The sequence below is a fragment of the Bacillus sp. M6-12 genome (assembly GCF_002860285.1).
Classification (GTDB): Bacteria; Bacillota; Bacilli; order Bacillales; family DSM-1321; genus Peribacillus.
The window spans coordinates 132,730-151,045 of sequence record NZ_PGVF01000014.1 but is presented as its reverse complement, the minus strand read 5'-3'; the positions used below and the strand labels follow the sequence as shown (position 1 = coordinate 151,045).

The window sequence follows — 18,316 nt, the reverse complement described above, 5'->3', positions numbered from 1 at the left end:
AATAACAACAATTTTTTTGGTGATAATGTACAGTAACAACATCAGTACCGAGGATGTTGTTGCCAACCGCGGAGAAGACTTACGTTTCCCCATAAGTTCTTCCTCCGGTTTCTCCTCTCCCTTTTCCTTCTGCCTTTGAAAAAAGGAAATAGAAGGACCCTGCAGATTTTCTGCAGGGCTTTTTTTGTTTATTTTAGTGTGTAACCCCAGCAGCCGGCCTGCCCTTTCCTTTCTCCCAAGTCTCATAAGAAAGCATTTCCCAACTCCCCCGCGCTCTTACGATTTGAGTTAGGGCAACTCTAACCCTGTCGGTATTGTGAAGACGGTAAAATACAGGTTATTCAAAATTTCTTGAAAATGTTCAGCGGGCAAAAGATTATTTCTTTGTTTTACAAAAATTGAGAGGATAAGGTACTTATTTCTAACATGAGAATATACTTTTGGCACAGAAGGAGAATGAACATTAGGAGCAGAAGAAATGAACCTGCAAATTTTCCAAGGGCATAGTCCTGAGTTAGCCCAATCAGATGTGAATATCGTCATCGATGTTATTAGAGCGTTTACAGTTGCCCATCATGCTTTTTTGCGTGGAGTGAAAGAAATCTTACTTGCTGGGACAACAAACGAAGCCTTTCTTTTAAAAAATAAATATCCTGATTATCTATTGGCCGGGGAAATTAGGGGGCTCCAAATTGCAGGTTTCGATTTTGATAACTCTCCGAAAAAAATGGCAGCTGCCGATATTGCCGGCAGGACGCTTGTCCAAAAAACAACGAATGGGGTCCGGGCCACATTGAATGCTCTAAATGCTGATGCTGTATTCGTTACTGGATACTCTAACGCAAGGACAACAGCTGAATATGTAAAACAAATAATCAAAGAAGGAGCAACCATAAATATCATCGCTTCTCACCCGGATGGGGATGATGACCTGGCTTGCGCCGAGTATATACAATCAATTCTCAAGGGCAATGAAACGCTTTCTGAAGAGGAAGTCGTAAAAAGAATTTTAACTTGTCAAGCTGCAAAGAAATTCTTTGATGAAACCCAGCCGCAATTTGACAGTGAGGATCTTTCATATTGTATAAAAGAGATAAAAAAGGAGTTTGTTATGCAGGTCTTTTGTTCCGGGCATTTACCGAAGATTGTGAGGGTGAACAGAGATGAATTACCACGGTTTACAGCTTCCGGAAAGAGAATGCAAGCCAAGAAATAAGGGATTAACAATTTTAATTGATAACGGGGTCCCGGAAGCCTTATTTAAAGATACGATTTCAAGTGCCTGCAGCTTTATTGATTTTGTAAAGTTCGGCTGGGGCACATCAATCATTTCTTCCACTCTTCAAAGTAAAATCTCGTGGTTAAAAGAAAATAATATTCATTACTTCTTTGGAGGAACTCTTTTTGAGAAGTTTTTAAGCCAGAAAAAGCTGGATCAATTCTATCAGTACTGTAAACATTACGATTGCCAATACATTGAAGTTTCTAATGGAACAATTCCAATAAGCAATAAGGAGAAAGCAAAATATATCTCAAACTTTTCCCAGGAGTTTGCTGTTTTTAGTGAGGTTGGGAATAAAGACAGCTGCATTGAGGCTTCTTCCTCGGAATGGCTGGAATATATACATGAGGACTTAGAGGCGGGTACAAGAAAAGTCATAACGGAAGCAAGGGAAAGCGGAAGCAGCGGCATTTGCAATGAAAGAGGAGAAATGCGCTTTGAGATTGTTAACAAAATATTAGATTCAGGTATCTGCTTGGATAATATTATATTTGAAGCACCAAACAAACATATGCAAACAACTTTTATAAAGCTTGCCGGTTCAAATGTCAATCTCGCAAACATTCCCTTCCATGACGCCATTGCTCTTGAAACACTTCGTCTTGGCCTGCGTTCTGATACTTTTTTCATTTAAAAGGAGTTAAGAGAATGAGAGATAAAAATAAAGTTTTTCATCTTGCCATCCCATGTAAGGATCTTAATGAAACAGTTGATTTTTACGAAAAGCTTGGATCTAAACTTGCTAGAAGATATCACGACCGGGTCACTTTTGATTTCTTCGGCGACCAGGTTGTCTGCCATTTGAATCCTGATAAAATTGATCCCGAGCCAAGAATGTACCCAAGGCATTACGGCATAACATTTATGGATAAACAGGAATTCGACCAGACGTTAGAACATGCTCTTGCTAAGAAGCTGCCTTTCTTTCAGGAATTAATGGTCCGCTTTGCCGGGAAAAAGGAGGAGCATATCACTTTCTTCTTAATTGATCCGGCGAATAATCTATTAGAGTTCAAATATTATCATGATGAATCGATGGTATATTAGTTAAGTTTCTTCAACATAAAGGATCAGGTACGGTTTCCATTTCTTTGGATCCTGTACCAAAGAATCAACAAAAAAACGAACTTTCCCATATTCCATATCCTCATAAAAAAACTTAAAGGCCAAACCTTTAAGTTTTTTTGTCTTGAAAGTTATCAATTATAATTCCACAATTTCAACCTCTGCTTCATTTTCCCTGACAAAGGTTTTAAAAATATCATTCAACCAGATTTCTCCGATGTAAACTTTCCCATTTAGTGTCACGAATGGGTTTTCAGCCACCCCGTAGGCCTTGTCGTTAAATAAGAAAGAACTTTTATCCAAATAAAGCCTATACATATTAGAGTCCCGGGAAAGCAGGTAATGTTTTGGATTCACCTTATTAATGGCATAGCCCAGCTTGGCGCTGACAGCTTCAAACGGATAAAATTTCTGGTTTTTATAAAAAATCGCTCTTTCTCCCTTTATTTCATTCCCATTGATGAGAACTTGTTTTTCAACGATAAAATAAAGCGGAATGATTGGTTTAGCGGATATTCTATTCTCTGTAAAAAACGATGTCTTTTTGCCAGCCGCCTTTGATAAAAGCGAATCCAGGAGCAGAGCGGAGTATTTATCACTGTTTTCTTCTTTTATTAGTTCGATAAAACTGGATTGCTGGTCTTCTGTTAATTCTGCCTTAACATATTTATTCAGTTGATTGACCTTTTCCAAGCCGCTTTTCTGTCCGAACAGAAGCTGCCCTATGTAACCTTGCAGCCAGGCCTCCTGTTTATCAGAAAAAACATATTGAAACTGTAAATACTGAGTCAGGAGGTTTTGTTCAAGCCCCTGCAAGGAAGAAGTAATCATTAAATGCCCAGAATGGTATTCAGGATGTTTGTTTGTTGCTATGACCGTAAGAAAAGGATAATCAGTAAATTTTGAAGCAGCACCCTTCAAACGGTCCGCCTGCTCAGGATTCAGTTCACCGTAAACCTCAAAGCTATCTGATATTTTCGTGTACGTTAGCTTACCAGAGTGATAATAAAGCGGATAAGCTTCTCCTTCCCCTTCGAAAACATAATAATCTATAAAGTCTTTCTCTTTATTGGCAAGGAGGGGCGCTCCGGCCGCCCATATTCCTTTCCGGCTGGTCCCTTCTGTCAATTCTACTCTTGTCTTTGTAATCAAGGTATTATTTAAGCTTAAACTCCAGTTTGTCAGCACAAAGGAAGGCTGTTTAAGCCGTAAAGGAATCGAATAGGAAAAGACCAGCTGCTTTCCATTAGTCCTGATTTCCTTTTTCCCGTTATCTTTAGGGGTGCAATTACTTTTTTCTCCTTCGGTGCATACCCATTTGAAATTGTTTGGATTTTCTACCGTATATTTTCCAGCAGGCAGGCCCTTAATCGTCTGCTCAATCGTTAATACTCCTTTTGCATTGATAATCTTAAACGATTGAACAGCACTCGGAGCATTTATTTCGGTACTTTTATCCCGCTTTTCAGAATACCCATGCCACTGCCAGAATAACATTCCTCCCAGAACAGCGCTCAGCATCAACAGGATCGAAAGAAATGTACGCACCATCTTTAAAACCCCTTGTGTCTAATGTCTTACTACTAACTTACCAAAAAAATAGCATTCCGGTCAGTACTTTTTATTATTTTATGAAAATTATCCACATTTCCGTTTCGCCCTTGCGCTTTATTTAAAAGAAATGATAATGTATGTAGGATGCCAAGTTCCAGCCCCAGCAATTTTTTTCTTGGAAAAAAAGCCCCAATGCACAGGACAAGTAACACTTCCGCAGCGATACATAGCACGAAACGAATCGGCAGGTTTGTGAGGGCGTGCTTCGGCTTTTGGCACAGGGCGGAGGTTGCAACGGCTTTATGTTACAATTCTGCAGACCTTAATCGAAGTTCCTTTTGTGAGAGCGCTCGCACTTTTTAATGATATGATACATAAGGAGAGATCGGTTTGATTCAGCGTTTTATTGAATTGGGAGAAGGCTACTCCGACTTATACGAGCTTATCGAAATAGCCAGGGCACAGAAAGATAGAGTTAAATATCTGCTTGCACTCAATACGGAAAAGGAAGGCAATCCGGTTTCATCACTTGCCGTTATTTTGCATCCAACTCAGCCCGGAAACTTCCAGCCCATTTATATGTGCAGAGAAGGAATTCCTAACCATCATAGTACGCCAAATAAACGGTTTGATCTATTCAAGGATTTAGCAGATTCTATCGGAAAACGGGTTATTGAATTGGAAGTAAAGCATTCCGGTGCTTTTGCTGAAAAAGAGCTATTCCAACAGTACCTTATTGGAATACTCCGCATGAACCGCTATCTTCCGCCGCTAAGTTAATTGAAAAAAGGGAACTGAACGTTGGTCAGCCCTATTAAAACTAGGGGATTTAGTTGTTATTTTACTATTAAAAGCATAAGGAATACACAAAAAAGAGCTGAACCTGATGTGACCCCAAAAGTTAGATTTTTACACTAACTTTTGGGGTGCAGTACAACGGACAGCTCTTTTTTAGATTAGTTCACTTCTCCATCGTTCAGAACTTTTTTATTATTTCTTTTCTCTGCAAAAAAACCTTGCCTGATTATGACAAGGTTATCTTCCTATATAACTCCAGCATACATAACACTGAAAATTTCAATATTATATGCCCATTTTATAGTCGTATTCTTTCGCCTTGTCGGGCTTGGAATTTTCGAATTCCATTTTTAAAAACGGCTTGTAAGAAAGCTCAATTTTCTTTACAAAAGAGTAGCTTTTCAGTTTTTCAGTTACCGTTTCCACATCCTCCATATTTGTGTAGAGAACTGCGTATTTTAGTTTCTTGGAAACATAATGAATATTGCCAAAGCGCCGAAGCATTTTTGCTTGTTTCAATGAGTGCAGATATATAATGATTCCTTGACGTGCTCCGTGCATGATAAATTCTCCTTAAGATAAGGTTTACAATAAGTTTAGCACAGCACCTTTGACTCTTTCAACCTAAAAGAAAGGTCTTTCATATTAACCAGTTTTATGATACTGCACAAAAAGGCCCTGACAGCTAAAATGCTGCAGGACCTTTTTGGTGCTTAGGCAGAGAATCCATATTAAGAACAGCCGCAGCTGCCCCCTGATCCACAACCGCCTCCGCAGCTCCCTCCAGTTTCGAAAAAAGGATTCCCAGAAGGTACCTTGATAAAAGGAGAAACAGATCTGCCTATCATGGAGCTTATTTCATCAAGAAGGCTTTGAAGGCCAGTTTCCGCCCTCTTAAAATCGGCAATGGATGGATGCATGTCCATTTCCCGTTTCGCCTCTCTAATTCCTAGATTGACTCGCTTATAATCAGGATGGTATTTTCCAAAACGCTGAACATCCTCATACAAGTCCTTCCATTGAGTAAATGCCTTTATTTTGCGTTGTGCTTCACGGTCAGCACGCAATTTATATAAGCAAAGCAGGTATTCTTCCCCTACTTCAGATTCCAGAACCATATTTGCAAGGGCATCAGCTTTACTGAGAATATCTACCCTTTCCAATGTAGCAAGCATATTAAAGCCCACCTCCAAGTTAATAGTACCATTTTTATGTTTGGGATGGAACTCTTTCTTCCTGAACGGACCCTTCTGGGCTTGTCTAAATATGTATTTGAAATTCCTGTTCAATTGAATAGGGCCGGTTTTGTTCATCTACCAGTTCAAGTTTAATCGTATGCTGGCCTTTATTTACATCTTTGATAATAAATGCAGCCGTCTGGATTTCATCCTTCCTTTTCCCGTCAACAGATAAAATCAGCTTGCCTGACTGCTGCTCACCTTGACCGGTAAAGGAGAAATCTCTGATGATACATTCTACAAAAACATCCTTCCCTCTCACAAAGTGCCGGACGGTAAACTTTCCAGATTCGCCGACATGGCTGGCCTCTGCTTTCGGGGCGGAAGGCACGATTGCCATTTTTTCAATCAGATTTTCCGGTTCGGGAATCTGCCTTCCGCAACCCGCGATTGAAAGCAGCAATATATAAAATATTAAATATTTTTTCATCGACAGCTCCTCCTTTGGGATTATTCTTTACCTGAAGACACTAAAGTAATCTCCCAATTATTTTCAGAAGAGGGGCTGGCAGAACAAAAAAACAGCGGTGGTTTAAAAGAGAATGCAGGTAAACTATATAAATCATTGGAAAAAATATTGCCTTGCTGCCGCAGCCGTTTTTTGCTAAATACCAAAGGTAGACATGGTTATTTCATTGCTGGGAATTCATTGCCTGAAACATATGAACCATCATGGAGGCCATCTGAACTCCTTCCGAAAACTTCGAAACTCGATGTGGAATCGATTTTTCAAAATAATACTTTGCTTCAGTTTCCATTTTGCTGATCAGGTGTGGCTTTCTGGACAGTGTCCGGTACCAAAACGGATTTATCCGCAAAAATTTTTGCATGTCTTCGTTTTCTTCAATTAATTTAAGTACATCCTGTCTCATTGAGTGCCCCCTTAAGTTAGTCTTTTCTAATGACAAAAGGGTTTTCCTTCCGTTCTGGAGCTTTTTTGTTAGCATCGTCATTGTTTTCCTGAAATTGCGAAATAACTCCCTGTATAGCTCCAAGTGCTTGATTAAGGCTCGATATATGCTGCTGAACCTGATTCATATCCATATTCTTCAATACCTGAAAAAGCGATGCAACTAAATCGGATTTGCTTTCCTCTTCCTTCTTTTCTTTTTTCATAGAGAGTTTTTCCTTCTTATCGCTGGACTGATTTGAATGTTTATACGTCTTCGTACTTTTCCTTACATTTTCCCTTTTAGCTTGCTTACCTTGTTCAATTAATTTATCATCGGCTGTAATGATATCCTTCCATAGCTCATCATTGTCCCCGCGCAGATACCATTCTTCAAATAAACTTTGCCACGTATAATTTCCCTGTCTTACGAGCGAAATCAGCTCAGGATTCCTTTTAATAAACGCCTTAAATTCAATAACAGATTGTTTTTTGTCAGACATGGCTGCACCTCCATCCTCAGTGTTTGCCTATTCACACAGTATGCAGACAAAGAAAAAATGTTCCACACTGTACGAGGGAAAAGAGAATATCTATAATAGAGATAGTCAGGAGGTATTTAAAAGTGAAAGAATATGTGACAAAAAGATTCAAAGAACTTATCGAGAATGCAACAAAGAAGGATCTTGAAGTGCTTACCGCCATTTTTGAAGGGCTGAAGTCCGAAGACAACGCGAAGAGCCCATACGTAAACCGGCTTTATCATTTTGAGAGGGAAATTAAGGACAATACAATAACAATGACAATGCCGATCTCACCCATTGTCCTTAATTCAATTGGGATAACCCATGGCGGGGTGATTGCAACACTAATTGATACAGCAATAGGCACACTTGCAAATGTCACAGTAGCACCAGAGGGTAATGCAGCCGTGACCACGGATATTTCTGTCCGCTATTTAAGAGCGGCAAAAGGCGGCAAATTGACATGTGAAGGAACCATTTTGCACAAGGGTAAAAAAACGATGGTGCTTGAAGGAAAAGTGTACTCGGAGGACGGGACACTTTGCGCACACTCAACAGGGAACTTTTTTATAATTCCTAGACCTCAGTCTTAATGTCCGGGATATGAAAGGGTGAAACCAATGGTTACAGCCATTGTTATTCCAATCATTTGTCTTTATTTTTATTACATAACAAAAAAAGAAATGCGCGAGCAGGAAGCTAAGTGGCATGCTGTAGGAAATATACGTGAGGAAGCCGCTGTTTCAGGAGAAATTGTCAGTATTACTTCGGAAAAGGAAAAGTATTATTATCACCGTTATATCTACAATCAGCATATTATCTTACGGACGAAAAGCGGAAACATCCATTTGATAAAAAAAGAACCTGCAAAACAAAAGGTGCCCCAGCTCCCATTTCATGAACAGCAACGAATAATGGCTTTTGGCACATGGGAGAACAGCAGGTTTCTCGTAAACCGGATACAGCATGAAGATGGTTGGCAATAATTATAGTTAAACTAGACTACTGATTTCCCACTACATGCAGCTCGCTTACCGCGGGCGGTTTTTGAGCCTCCAGGGCGCTTTGCGACTGAGGGGTCTCCCTTGACCCGTTATTCCCGGCAGGATATTGAATTGGCTTCCTTGAAAGGACACCGGACGAAGGAAATGCCAAGCATCTTCGAGGAGTCTCGCGCATTCTGCTCCGATCATCATTGTGGCCAATCAACAATGAGCTTTAACATAGCCTAAATAAAAAACCAATATACTTGCTTGTCTAGAAGCACCTTAAAATAGGGCAACCTGGTATTTATTAAGTGACGGAGCCTTTCCCTTGAATTAAAACCAGCATATATTTTTGGTTTTGCTTGTTTATTGAGTAATAGCTTTTGCATCCGTTTCTGCTTAAGGCAATAAAAAACAGGAGATCCGCGGTTTTTGCAAAAGCGGATCTCCTGTTTTCTGCTGGGAAGGCAGAGCTGCACCGATTGACGGTATAAGAAAAACTCATTGAAATTACATGTAAAACATTCGTTTAGTTTTCGCTCTCACCGCATTTATTGTGTTAGCAATTGGTAACTACTTATTCTTATTTCCTTGCATGGGTTGAGTATAAAATCACGATTGTTTATACAGCTATCTATTTCGCGATAAAATTCTGTGTATAGTATTTTTTATATACACCTACACCTAAATGCGTGAATTCTTCATTTAATAGCGCTTCACGGTGACCCTTGCTATTAAGCCAACCTTCCATGGCAGCGATGGCATCGACATAGTGGGCTGCTATATTTTCCCCTGCAACCATGTATGTAATATTGGCATCCTTTAGCCGATTTCCAAGATCCCCTTTCGTTGGGGAAGTATGAGAAAAATATTTTCCCTTATACATATCACTGCTGTGCATAAAAGCAACTTCTGAAACCGGCTCGTCCCATTTAAGCGCACTTAGATCGAACCGTTTTCGCATAATGTTAGTAATATCGAAGATCTGCTGCCTGTTGCCAGCCTCAACCTGGACCCACTGCTCTTCAGTCAGTTCAGCTTCTTTTGGCAGCTGTCCCCTGTATGTTAATTCATACGGCTGCTGTTCAATTAGCGTCTCTTTATTTAAGAAGCGTACACTGGAAACAGTCCCAGTAAATTTATCAAAATATAATTGCGCGAACACATTGCCTATTTTAATAAGCGGTCTCATATTCATATCCGCTTCGGAAAGCTCGAAACGGTATGAGCTCTCATTTGTTTCAATATCAATAAAAGTCTCAATTTCGATGTTTTTGTATATTTCCTCAATGGGCTGCCCAATTTTAAAAGGGCTGACATTCACCTTGCTGCCTATCGCATAGGCTGAAACTGCCTTTCCATTTTTGACAGCTATCTGCATATAAGAGCTTTCTTCCGCTCCGTAAATCCACCACTCATATCCGTAGGAAGACACATCCACTCTGGTTGGCTTACCGTACGTTTTTAATATCTGTGAGGAACTCTTCCCGATGCTGAGCCCAAGTCCTTCCGAAACCTTTACTGGGTTATTGTCAGCAGAAGCACTTTTCATTGGAAGTTCCTCGCCCGGCTTCTGTAGTGAAGCATTGTTTTTTCCAACAAGTACGGTATTTTCCTTATCGCTGTCGCCAATATTAAAATAAATGCCAATTACAAATACGACAGCCGCGATTAGCAGTATCTTTACCAAGGATTTCAGTTGCGTAATACCTCCTTTCTCTTAAACTCCCACATTTGAAGTATAGAATAATTATAGCATTGTTGTCCCTTCATTAATATAAATCATAACTTATCCAAAGAAGTGGACTTTTTGTGAAACATTCATTATCAAAAAGGTACTAATTGCAAGTTGCAAAGTTTCGTACTATTATAAAATATGAGGGAAATTTGTATATATTAAACATCTATAGGAGAAAAAACGTTTTTATACATATTACATCTCCTAGGATGGATCATTTTCCATTCTTATCGCAAAATTAGGAGGGCAAGCAAGTGAAATTTGAAAGCGTTGGACTTGAGAAAATTACAGCAGATTTAAACCGACTGGATGAAGTAATGCATGACCATGGCTTAGTTCGTGCCGAGCAGTGGGATTACGAAAGGGTTAATTATGACCGTAAATTCGAGTTAAAAGAAGGCGTTTACTACCTTCGTGTGCAAGGGTTTGCAACTGAGGGAGATGTTGGTGCCCATAAAGCAATTATCCAGCTTAAAACACCGCTTCTTGGCAAGCACTACTATCCACACGGCGTGGAATATGGTGATGGCGAAAACTTCCCTTCTTCCTTGGTAAAGCAGAGTCAGGAAATTCTGGCTGCGGTGAAAGCTGAACTAGACCAATTCGCAGGCGTGTAATCGAATTGTTTAATAACTTCAGCGCAGCATTTAAGCGTTAAACCCAGCAATCTATTATTTTTAATACGCCATTCGGCTCCCGTCAGAAGGAGCCGTTTTTTATAGTTAAAAAAGTCACTGAAAAAAGGATTGTATTCCGGAATTGCTTGATCCCATGCCACTGCCTTTTCTGGTGTACCGCTGATTTTCCCCCAGGCAGCCAGCGTTTTAGCGGATTGTGCGCCCATCAGCAGGCAGGTTAGCTCTGAATAGAAAGATGAATTCCCCGTATCGGTTCATGAAGACAAGGGGTCCCAGCCGTTTCTTTTTAAATGCAGTGATTTTCCCATTATGAAACAAGTATATGCCATTATTCCACGGGGCATATTCATCCGTTAAATGGAGAAAAGTTCTCATTGGCGTCTCGATAAATGGGTATTCAGAAACGAATGATTCCACAACCACAATTCGAGCCATAAAATATGGCTTCAACTCTATTTGCAAATGAGGATTGTCCAGAAAAAATGGAAAGCAATCATTAACCGAAATCATGATTTCCACCTTTTCAGACATGGGATCATGCTGGCAAATAAAATTACATAACCCCCGTACCGCCTCTGGATCCAAACTAATAATCTCATCCACATCCAATAGCTTGTTCTTCATCGTGTATAACATATAACCTTTTGCTTCTCCAGATTGAGTAAAATAAACTGTGGCAGTTTGATTACCAATCACATACCTTTTCCACCATTTTTCTGTTCTCTTCAGCATTCCTCCATAATTCACTGCAAACTTTTCATATATATCATTCAACAGCGCAGTGCTAGTAGTATTAATTCTTCGCACATATCCGCTTCCGGAAGGCAGCATATGTAAATCTTTCCGCAGCACGGTTATTTTTTTGTTCACTAAATACCTCTCAGCCAAACTTCCGATAAAACGAAATTTTAAAAGGGTGGAGAAAAGAGGTACTTTGGCCATTTTCCTTCATATGTTCCAAGGCATGTGTAAACAGCCGCTTGACCGGGCCATCCCTGCGAAATTCAGAGCAGGAAGCAACAGCAGCGACCCCTTACATCGGTAACTTTCTTGAACCAAGAAAGATCTCATGCGCAATAATATGCAGCTTGACTGCCAGCTGCTCTTCTTTGTATATTCCAAAAGTGCATTGCTCCTAATAATCCGCATACCGGGAAGTGAGTTGGTCTTCATCAATTGGATACTGAAAGGAAATACATCGACAGTCGCAGCGCCTCCTGAAACTCCTCCCTGGCAATCCTTTCAATCTTATTCATTATTATTCTCCTTATCCGGTATATCCAGTTTCCATGTCAAAAAAAGGCCATCATCCTCATAAAGCTGGAAACCGCAATCCTTCAATAGCGAATTTCTATAGCTTTCATTAGCCATGCTAAGAGTAAACAATGCCTTCAATCTCTTTGGATACTGAACTACAATATATTGCAGAAATAAAAGCACACATTCCTTTAAAAATGCTGATTCCGCTTCTCTATCAATAAATTTAATTTCAAAATAACCTTGACCTGGCTGGCTGCTTATTTCATCCATCATCAGATCAGCTACCATTCTTTTTCCTGAAAGGTCAGCGACAATCCATAACTTTAATGTTCCATTTTCCCCTTCTATTTGTTCTAGATAAAAGGGCAAAATCCCTCTAAACGAGTAAGAAGGCCATTTTTCAGGAATTTCAATGGGAGAACGGCGAAGTAACTCATTTCTGTAAAGAAGTATGGATTTTCCCATATCAAGAGAACAAGTAAGAATAACGACCCTCTCCGTCTTATAATCTTTCAATATATCGCCCCTATTTGACCATAATAAAAGACGCCACAGTATATTCTATTCTGTGGCGTCATGCTTTCATGCATCAATATGGGTTTATAAACCGAGAATCGCTTTAATAACAGAGGTGGTTTCGCCGCCCTCGTAAAAAACATAAAGCAGTAAATAAACGGCTACCCCTGTAATGGCGGTAAAAAACCAGATTACACTTGTAATCGGCCCTAATTTCCTGTGTCTTCCCAGATTATTTTTATATCCGGTCCACAGTGAAAAAATTCCGAATACAGCTCCGGTAGTTGCAAGGGAAATATGAAATATCAGGAAAATGGTATAGTAAACCTTTATATCCTCAGGTCCGCCAAACGCGGTATTCCCAATAAAAATGGTTCGTGTGGCATAAATGATAAAAAATATGACGGCAAAGACAGCAGCCCAAAACATCGTTTTCTTATGGGATTCAATCTTTCGCTGCTTAATTTGAATCCAGCCTATCGCTACAGTAATAGCGCTCAGGACAATGAAGGAAGTACTTATTGTAGGCAAAATCGGTAAAGACATAAATTCTTAAACGCCCTCTCTATTTAAATTCGCACTCATTCATTTTAATAAACAGTTCTATAAAATTCAATGATATCATTCATTCCTTAACACAATGATCACTTTTTCCCAACCAAAAAGGAATCCCCTTTCCTAAACGGAAAGAGGAATAAACATTTAAAGATTATTCAACAGTTTGGAACTTAGCCATGGTCTCATCCACTTTATCTGCTTCTGCATTTTCCTTTCTGAACCAAGCAAAAAAGATATAACCAAGCACCGTGCCATAAACAATTTCCTGGATGACTTTCATCAAAATTCCGCCAAGCTGCTGATCTTCAAGAAGCGGCAACCCGTTAAACATTTCAGGTCCGCTTAACGTAAGTCCGCTCAGGGATGAAGAAGGAACACACAACTCCATTGCCTGGGCCCACGCATTTGGATCAGAGAAAGTGCTGTACATAGGAGTGTCGGCGAAAATGATTAACGCACAAGCAGGAGTCAGCAGAATACCGTTACCAAAAATATAGCCTACCTTTTTTACACCTGAAAGAGTTTCTTGTTCAGGCAGCTGGTTAACAAGCGGCCACCACATGAAAATAACTGTAATGAATAGAACACTCGTGTAAATAGCATGAAAAATCATATCTGTTTTAATAAAATCGAAAATCAGCGGAATATGGTAAAAAGAAAATAAACCATTAAATAGGATTAGCGAAATCAGCGGAATTGTAAAGAATGAAAATATTTTTCCAATTGCCTTAACATTTAAAAAGCTTCTCCACAGCCATTCGGGAATGCCCAAGATCAGCAATGGTGGGATAGCCAGGTAAAGGACTGCCATCTGCGTCATATGCGCGCTGAACATAATATGTCCTAGCAAGTCCAGCGGAGATCCTTTTACTGCATATAGCAAGACCATCGATACAATAAATAAAACGGTTTGCTTTGTTGTTATAGGTTCACTATTCTTAAATTTCAAACGAAATTTAGTTGTGATCAAAAAGAAAATAGTAGAAATGACAAGTAACGCTACAAAAAAATAAGGGCTCCACATTGCCCGAAAACCAAATATATCTAAAGACATAAAAATGCACCTCAAGCTTTCTGCATACTACTAATATTATACCCTATCAAGAAATGAGGGAACAACCGATTATCATTCGAATTATGCGGAAAAATATGTAATATCTCAACTGTGAAGCCTCAATAATAGAAAAGACCTTGCCAACTAGGGATTGACAAGGTCTTTTTTATTATATCTTTCAGGTTGAAAACTCTATTCAGATTACAACCAAACAATTGTAACAAAAGTTAAAATTGTAATTGCTCCCACTAAGGAACCTGAATACAGGAAAAATGCAACAGCTTCATGACCCTTATGGCTCATATGCATGAAATAATAAAGCTGAAAACCTACTTGAACGACCGCAAGTAGCAGGATAAAGGGAACGATAAACCAATGTGAGAACCCATCATATCCAACCGCAACAAATGCTACTAACGTTAAGAAAATTGTCAGTGCAAATGCGATAACCTGGAATTTCATATCTTCAGCATTCTTCTTGCGACGGTAATTAAGATCCATTCTTGGGTTAGCTGAATTTGTTTGACTATTCTCCATCAAATTATCCCACCATTCCCATTAAGTATACGACTGTAAAGATAAATACCCATACTACGTCAATAAAATGCCAGTATAGGCTGGCAGTATAAAACTTTGGCGCATTGTACAGAGTCAATCCGCGTTTTGCATTCCGTATCATAAGTGTAAGAATCCAGCTGAGACCAACAGCAACGTGGCCACCGTGGAACCCTACAAGCGTATAGAACGCTGACCCGAAAGCACTGCTTGTGAAAGTATGATGGAATTCATGTACATAGTGGTTGAATTCGTAAATTTCAAGTCCCAAGAAACCAGCGCCAAGCAGTACTGTAACGAGCAGCCAAGCCTGCATTCTTTTGAAATCAAAGTTTTTCATATGATACATAGCGTATACGCTAGTCAATGAGCTTGTCAAAAGGAGCATCGTTGCCATTAAAGTAAGCGGTATTTCAAATAGATCCTTAGCCAATGCATGATCTGCACTTGGAACCTTATCCTTTAATGCAAGATACGTTGCAAAAAGGGAAGCAAATAGAACCGTTTCCCCGCCAAGGAAAAGCCAGAAACCAAGGAATTTATTCTTCCCTTCAAGGGTCGCCTTTTCCGGTGAAGAAGGCCAAGTTGCTTCAGTATATTTTTGTTCTGCAGCCATTATGCCTTAACCTCCTTGTCATCTTCATTCAGAAGGTCTTCTTTATGAACATGGTAGCCCAGGTCATCTTTAATCGAACGAATGAACATGGAACCGAAAACAATAAGCAAACCAAGAATAAGTACTGGGATTGCCCACGGTTTATCATCAACATGGTACATAGCACCAAAGGCAGCAATGAACATACCCATGGAAAGTACGAAAGGAATGAACGAATTGTTAGGCATATGGATGTCGCCGATTGGTTCTGCAGGCAGCATGCCTTTCTTTCCTTCCATTTTTTCAAGCCAGTAAGGATCTAGTCCACGTACAAGCGGAAGCTGTTTAAAGTTATAAAAAGGCGGTGGTGAAGCGATAGCCCACTCAAGCGTACGGCCGTCACCCCAAGGATCATTGCCAACCTTTACATTCTTTACAGAAGTAAGTATCACGTTAAGCAATAAAATAATTACTGCAACAGCCATGAAGAAAGCACCGATAGTACTTACAAGATTCCCTGTTTCCAGACCCTGGCCTGCCATAAATGTGAATACACGGCGAGGCATACCCATCAATCCAAGGAAATGCTGGATAAAGAAGGTTAAATGGAAACCGATCAAGAATAACCAGAAAGTGATCTTCCCAAGTAATTCATTTAACATTGTTCCAAACATTTTTGGCCAGTAGAAATGAGTTCCCGCTAAAATACCCAGCACAACACCGCCAACTATAACATAGTGAAAATGAGCCACTACGAAATAACTGTCATGGAACTGGTAATCAGCAGGCGCAGCAGCATTCATAATACCTGTTACACCACCGGCAACAAATGAAGGAATAAACGCAACAGCGTAAAGCATCGGAGTGGTAAAACGGATGCTTCCTCCCCACATCGTCATTAGCCAGTTAAAAATCTTGATTCCAGTTGGAACAGCAATCGCCATGGTAGCAACCGCAAAAATAGCATTAGCAATCGGGCCTAAACCAACAGTGAACATATGGTGCGCCCATACCATGAATCCTAAGAAACCGATAAGGACGGTTGCAAAGACCATGGATGAATAACCGAACAATCTTTTTCTTGAGAAAGTAGCAAAGATTTCAGAAAAAATACCAAACGCCGGTAATACAAGGATATATACTTCCGGGTGTCCGAAGATCCAGAATAAATGCTCCCAAATAATCGTGTTTCCTCCAGCCGCAACATCAAAGAAATTCGCACCGAACATACGGTCAAACAGCATTAAAAATAAACCGACTGTTAGTGGCGGGAATGCAAAAAGAATTAGTGCTGAAGCAACAAAAGTAGACCATGTGAACAACGGCATACGCATGAAAGTCATTCCAGGCGCACGCATGTTAATGATCGTTACCAGAAAGTTAATCCCACCGATTAACGTTCCAGCACCCGAGATTTGAAGCCCTAATATATAGAAGTCTACACCATGGCCCGGGGAAGCCATAGATAATGACGCATAGGATGTCCAGCCCGCATCCGGAGCCCCTCCTAAGAACCATGAAAGATTTAAGAATACCCCTCCGAAGAAGAATAGCCAAAAACCTAATGCATTCAGAAAAGGAAACGCAACGTCACGCGCCCCTATTTGCAGCGGCATGACCGCATTCATAAAACCGATTAACAACGGCATCGCTGCAAGGAATATCATGGTGGTACCATGCATAGTTATTAATTCATTATATAGCCCGGCACTGACAAAATCATTGTCCGGAACAGCCAGCTGGATACGGATAAACATTGCTTCCAGGCCGCCGACAACAAAGAATAGTCCGCCTGCTATCATATATAAGATGGCGATTTTTTTATGGTCTACCGTAGTCAGGTAATCCCAAATCGTAGCGCCAATCCCCTTTTTCTGGGCGTACGTACTCACAATTTTACCTCCCTTTGTGAATCAGTTAATCTCTTTATTTATCTTCAATTTTAAGACCCATTAAATAAGCTGATAATGCATCAAGCTGCTCAGATGAAAGATCGCCATAAGTACCAGTCATCGTGTTACCTGGCTTATATTTCTCAGGATCTTCCAGCCATTTTTTCAAATCTTCTTCATTATGCTCCAGCACACCTGCGATTTTCGAGCGTTCACCAAAGCTTGAAAGGTTTGGTGCCCTGCGAGCCTGTTCTGGTCTGCTGTCGTTAGGCGTAACGGCATGGCAGCCGATACAGCTCTTGTTGAAAACTTCTTCACCTTGTTTGGCAAGACCATCTTCAGCTTTAGGCGCCTTTGCAGATTTCATGTCCTTAATCCACTGATCAAATTCTTCGGGTGACTTAGTTTGGACTTTGAAATCCATCAAAGCATGTGACGGCCCGCACAGCTCCGCACATTTTCCGTAAAACTGGTTCTTAACCTTTTCTGAACTTTCACCATCAAATTCGAGATAGAACTGATTTTCACCTTCAGTATTAGTATCCATCTTTCCACCGACAGCTGGAATCCAGAATGAATGTTTTACATCCGAAGCTTTCAGATTGAAGTAAACCCTCTGGTCAGTAGGAACTACTAATTCCTGGCTTGTTATTACCCCTTCGTCAGGATATTCAAATTCCCACCAATAAAGGCTGGCACGGACATTAATAACAAGAGCATCTTTCGTTTTTCCTTCTTTGTCCTTCTTTTCCATCGGTGACACATCCGCAAGCGAGAAAGTGTAAGCTACCGTAGGAACAGTAAGAACAATCAGCAGCAGGATAGGAATGACAGTCCAGATGATTTCTAGCTTGTGGCTTCCTTCCACTTGCTTTGGAATTTTGTTTTCATCGCCCTTTTTTCGGCGGAAACGGAAAATAACGTAAATGAACATCACTGTAACAACCAGAATAACCAGTACCATAATTGCAGTACTTAGCACCATCAGGTCATACTGAGTCTGCGCTACTTCTCCCGCAGGCGTAAGCGTAGATAAAAATGGCTTTCCACAGCCTGACAGTATAAGCGCTATCATTGTAAATAATGATAAAAGACGCCATTTGTGCAGCCTATTTTTCATAGCTTGTAAAACCCCTCTTTCGTAAAATTTCTCCCAGTCTTTAAAAAAACTGTT

General features: G+C 40.1%; 23 protein-coding genes and 1 pseudogene. 7 read left to right on the top strand and 17 right to left on the bottom strand.

The annotated features are described in order from the left end of the window. Positions 1-478 precede the first annotated feature (478 nt). From CVD28_RS15915 to CVD28_RS15905, 3 genes are read left to right on the top strand one after another with little or no spacing between them, the layout of a single operon-like run. On the top strand, positions 479-1,216 hold the full coding sequence (locus CVD28_RS15915; protein WP_101593550.1) for a 2-phosphosulfolactate phosphatase: 738 nt from the start codon (positions 479-481) through the stop codon (positions 1,214-1,216). Continuing rightward, on the top strand, positions 1,164-1,916 hold the full coding sequence (locus CVD28_RS15910) for a phosphosulfolactate synthase (RefSeq protein WP_101593547.1): 753 nt from the start codon (positions 1,164-1,166) through the stop codon (positions 1,914-1,916). The genes CVD28_RS15915 and CVD28_RS15910 overlap by 53 nt, the downstream gene beginning before the upstream one ends. Positions 1,917-1,930: 14 nt before the next feature. Then, entirely contained in the window at positions 1,931-2,329 is a 399-nt protein-coding gene (locus CVD28_RS15905) for a VOC family protein (protein WP_101593545.1), read from the top strand. Positions 2,330-2,485: 156 nt separating this feature from the next. Here CVD28_RS15905 and CVD28_RS15900 read toward each other — a convergent pair whose 3' ends face one another. Next, entirely contained in the window at positions 2,486-3,898 is a 1,413-nt protein-coding gene (locus CVD28_RS15900; protein WP_101593543.1) for a hypothetical protein, read from the bottom strand. A 393-nt stretch (positions 3,899-4,291) separates the two neighbouring features. Between CVD28_RS15900 and CVD28_RS15895 the strand changes: the two genes are divergently transcribed. Next, complete coding sequence (locus CVD28_RS15895; RefSeq protein ID WP_101593541.1) at positions 4,292-4,681, top strand: DUF7147 family protein; 390 nt, start codon at positions 4,292-4,294, stop codon at positions 4,679-4,681. Between the two features lie 303 nt (positions 4,682-4,984). Here the strand turns inward: CVD28_RS15895 and CVD28_RS15890 are convergent, their stop codons facing one another. From CVD28_RS15890 to ylbD, 5 genes are all read right to left on the bottom strand, one after another. Next, on the bottom strand, positions 4,985-5,260 hold the full coding sequence (locus tag CVD28_RS15890) for a YlbG family protein (RefSeq protein WP_101593538.1): 276 nt from the start codon (positions 5,258-5,260) through the stop codon (positions 4,985-4,987). 170 nt (positions 5,261-5,430) lie between these two features. After that, positions 5,431-5,874, bottom strand: a complete 444-nt coding sequence (locus tag CVD28_RS15885; RefSeq protein ID WP_101593536.1) for a YlbF family regulator — start codon at positions 5,872-5,874, stop codon at positions 5,431-5,433. Between the two features lie 85 nt (positions 5,875-5,959). Further along, the gene (locus CVD28_RS15880; protein ID WP_101593534.1) at positions 5,960-6,367 is read right to left on the bottom strand and encodes a hypothetical protein; all 408 of its coding nucleotides are present in this window, start codon (positions 6,365-6,367) and stop codon (positions 5,960-5,962) included. Positions 6,368-6,569: 202 nt separating this feature from the next. After that, positions 6,570-6,809: a YlbE-like family protein gene (locus CVD28_RS15875; protein ID WP_101593532.1), complete on the bottom strand. Its 240-nt coding sequence runs from the start codon at positions 6,807-6,809 to the stop codon at positions 6,570-6,572. Positions 6,810-6,825: 16 nt separating this feature from the next. After that, positions 6,826-7,329, bottom strand: coding sequence for a spore coat protein YlbD (gene ylbD, locus CVD28_RS15870; RefSeq protein WP_101593530.1), 504 nt, complete (start codon positions 7,327-7,329; stop codon positions 6,826-6,828). Between the two features lie 122 nt (positions 7,330-7,451). Between ylbD and CVD28_RS15865 the strand changes: the two genes are divergently transcribed. Continuing rightward, positions 7,452-7,943, top strand: coding sequence for a PaaI family thioesterase (locus CVD28_RS15865; protein ID WP_180954189.1), 492 nt, complete (start codon positions 7,452-7,454; stop codon positions 7,941-7,943). A gap of 18 nt (positions 7,944-7,961) precedes the next feature. Then, entirely contained in the window at positions 7,962-8,336 is a 375-nt protein-coding gene (locus CVD28_RS15860) for a hypothetical protein (RefSeq protein WP_142384791.1), read from the top strand. Between the two features lie 634 nt (positions 8,337-8,970). On the opposite strand, the gene CVD28_RS15855 is transcribed toward CVD28_RS15860, so the two are convergent. Then, positions 8,971-10,026, bottom strand: a complete 1,056-nt coding sequence (locus CVD28_RS15855; protein ID WP_257985886.1) for a CAP domain-containing protein — start codon at positions 10,024-10,026, stop codon at positions 8,971-8,973. Between the two features lie 302 nt (positions 10,027-10,328). On the opposite strand from CVD28_RS15855, the gene CVD28_RS15850 reads away from it, so the two are divergent. Beyond that, positions 10,329-10,691 (top strand): YugN family protein, encoded by a 363-nt coding sequence (locus CVD28_RS15850; protein ID WP_101593522.1) that lies wholly within the window; start codon positions 10,329-10,331, stop codon positions 10,689-10,691. Here the strand turns inward: CVD28_RS15850 and CVD28_RS29320 are convergent. The 10 genes and pseudogenes from CVD28_RS29320 to coxB all read right to left on the bottom strand — a co-directional run bounded on the left by CVD28_RS29320 (position 10,637) and on the right by coxB (position 18,262). Next, positions 10,637-10,918, bottom strand: a complete 282-nt coding sequence (locus CVD28_RS29320; protein ID WP_180954188.1) for a hypothetical protein — start codon at positions 10,916-10,918, stop codon at positions 10,637-10,639. The genes CVD28_RS15850 and CVD28_RS29320 overlap by 55 nt on opposite strands. Continuing rightward, positions 10,899-11,582, bottom strand: a complete 684-nt coding sequence (locus CVD28_RS27560; protein ID WP_180954187.1) for a GNAT family N-acetyltransferase — start codon at positions 11,580-11,582, stop codon at positions 10,899-10,901. The genes CVD28_RS29320 and CVD28_RS27560 overlap by 20 nt, the downstream gene beginning before the upstream one ends. A gap of 10 nt (positions 11,583-11,592) precedes the next feature. Next, positions 11,593-11,733, bottom strand: a pseudogene (locus CVD28_RS29315) (GNAT family N-acetyltransferase); the annotation flags it as partial. Positions 11,734-11,960: 227 nt separating this feature from the next. Continuing rightward, positions 11,961-12,488 (bottom strand): hypothetical protein, encoded by a 528-nt coding sequence (locus tag CVD28_RS15840; RefSeq protein ID WP_101593517.1) that lies wholly within the window; start codon positions 12,486-12,488, stop codon positions 11,961-11,963. A gap of 84 nt (positions 12,489-12,572) precedes the next feature. Next, positions 12,573-13,034, bottom strand: a complete 462-nt coding sequence (locus CVD28_RS15835) for a DUF420 domain-containing protein (RefSeq protein WP_101593515.1) — start codon at positions 13,032-13,034, stop codon at positions 12,573-12,575. 163 nt (positions 13,035-13,197) lie between these two features. Continuing rightward, positions 13,198-14,100, bottom strand: coding sequence for a cytochrome c oxidase assembly factor CtaG (gene ctaG, locus CVD28_RS15830; protein ID WP_101593513.1), 903 nt, complete (start codon positions 14,098-14,100; stop codon positions 13,198-13,200). A gap of 201 nt (positions 14,101-14,301) precedes the next feature. Continuing rightward, entirely contained in the window at positions 14,302-14,637 is a 336-nt protein-coding gene (gene ctaF, locus CVD28_RS15825) for a cytochrome c oxidase subunit IVB (RefSeq protein WP_101593510.1), read from the bottom strand. Between the two features lie 4 nt (positions 14,638-14,641). Continuing rightward, complete coding sequence (locus CVD28_RS15820; protein WP_101593507.1) at positions 14,642-15,271, bottom strand: cytochrome (ubi)quinol oxidase subunit III; 630 nt, start codon at positions 15,269-15,271, stop codon at positions 14,642-14,644. Next, entirely contained in the window at positions 15,271-17,142 is a 1,872-nt protein-coding gene (gene ctaD / locus CVD28_RS15815) for a cytochrome c oxidase subunit I (protein WP_101593504.1), read from the bottom strand. Before ctaD ends, CVD28_RS15820 begins: the two co-directional genes overlap by 1 nt. A gap of 34 nt (positions 17,143-17,176) precedes the next feature. Next, positions 17,177-18,262, bottom strand: coding sequence for a cytochrome c oxidase subunit II (gene coxB, locus CVD28_RS15810; protein ID WP_101593501.1), 1,086 nt, complete (start codon positions 18,260-18,262; stop codon positions 17,177-17,179). Positions 18,263-18,316: the final 54 nt, after the last annotated feature.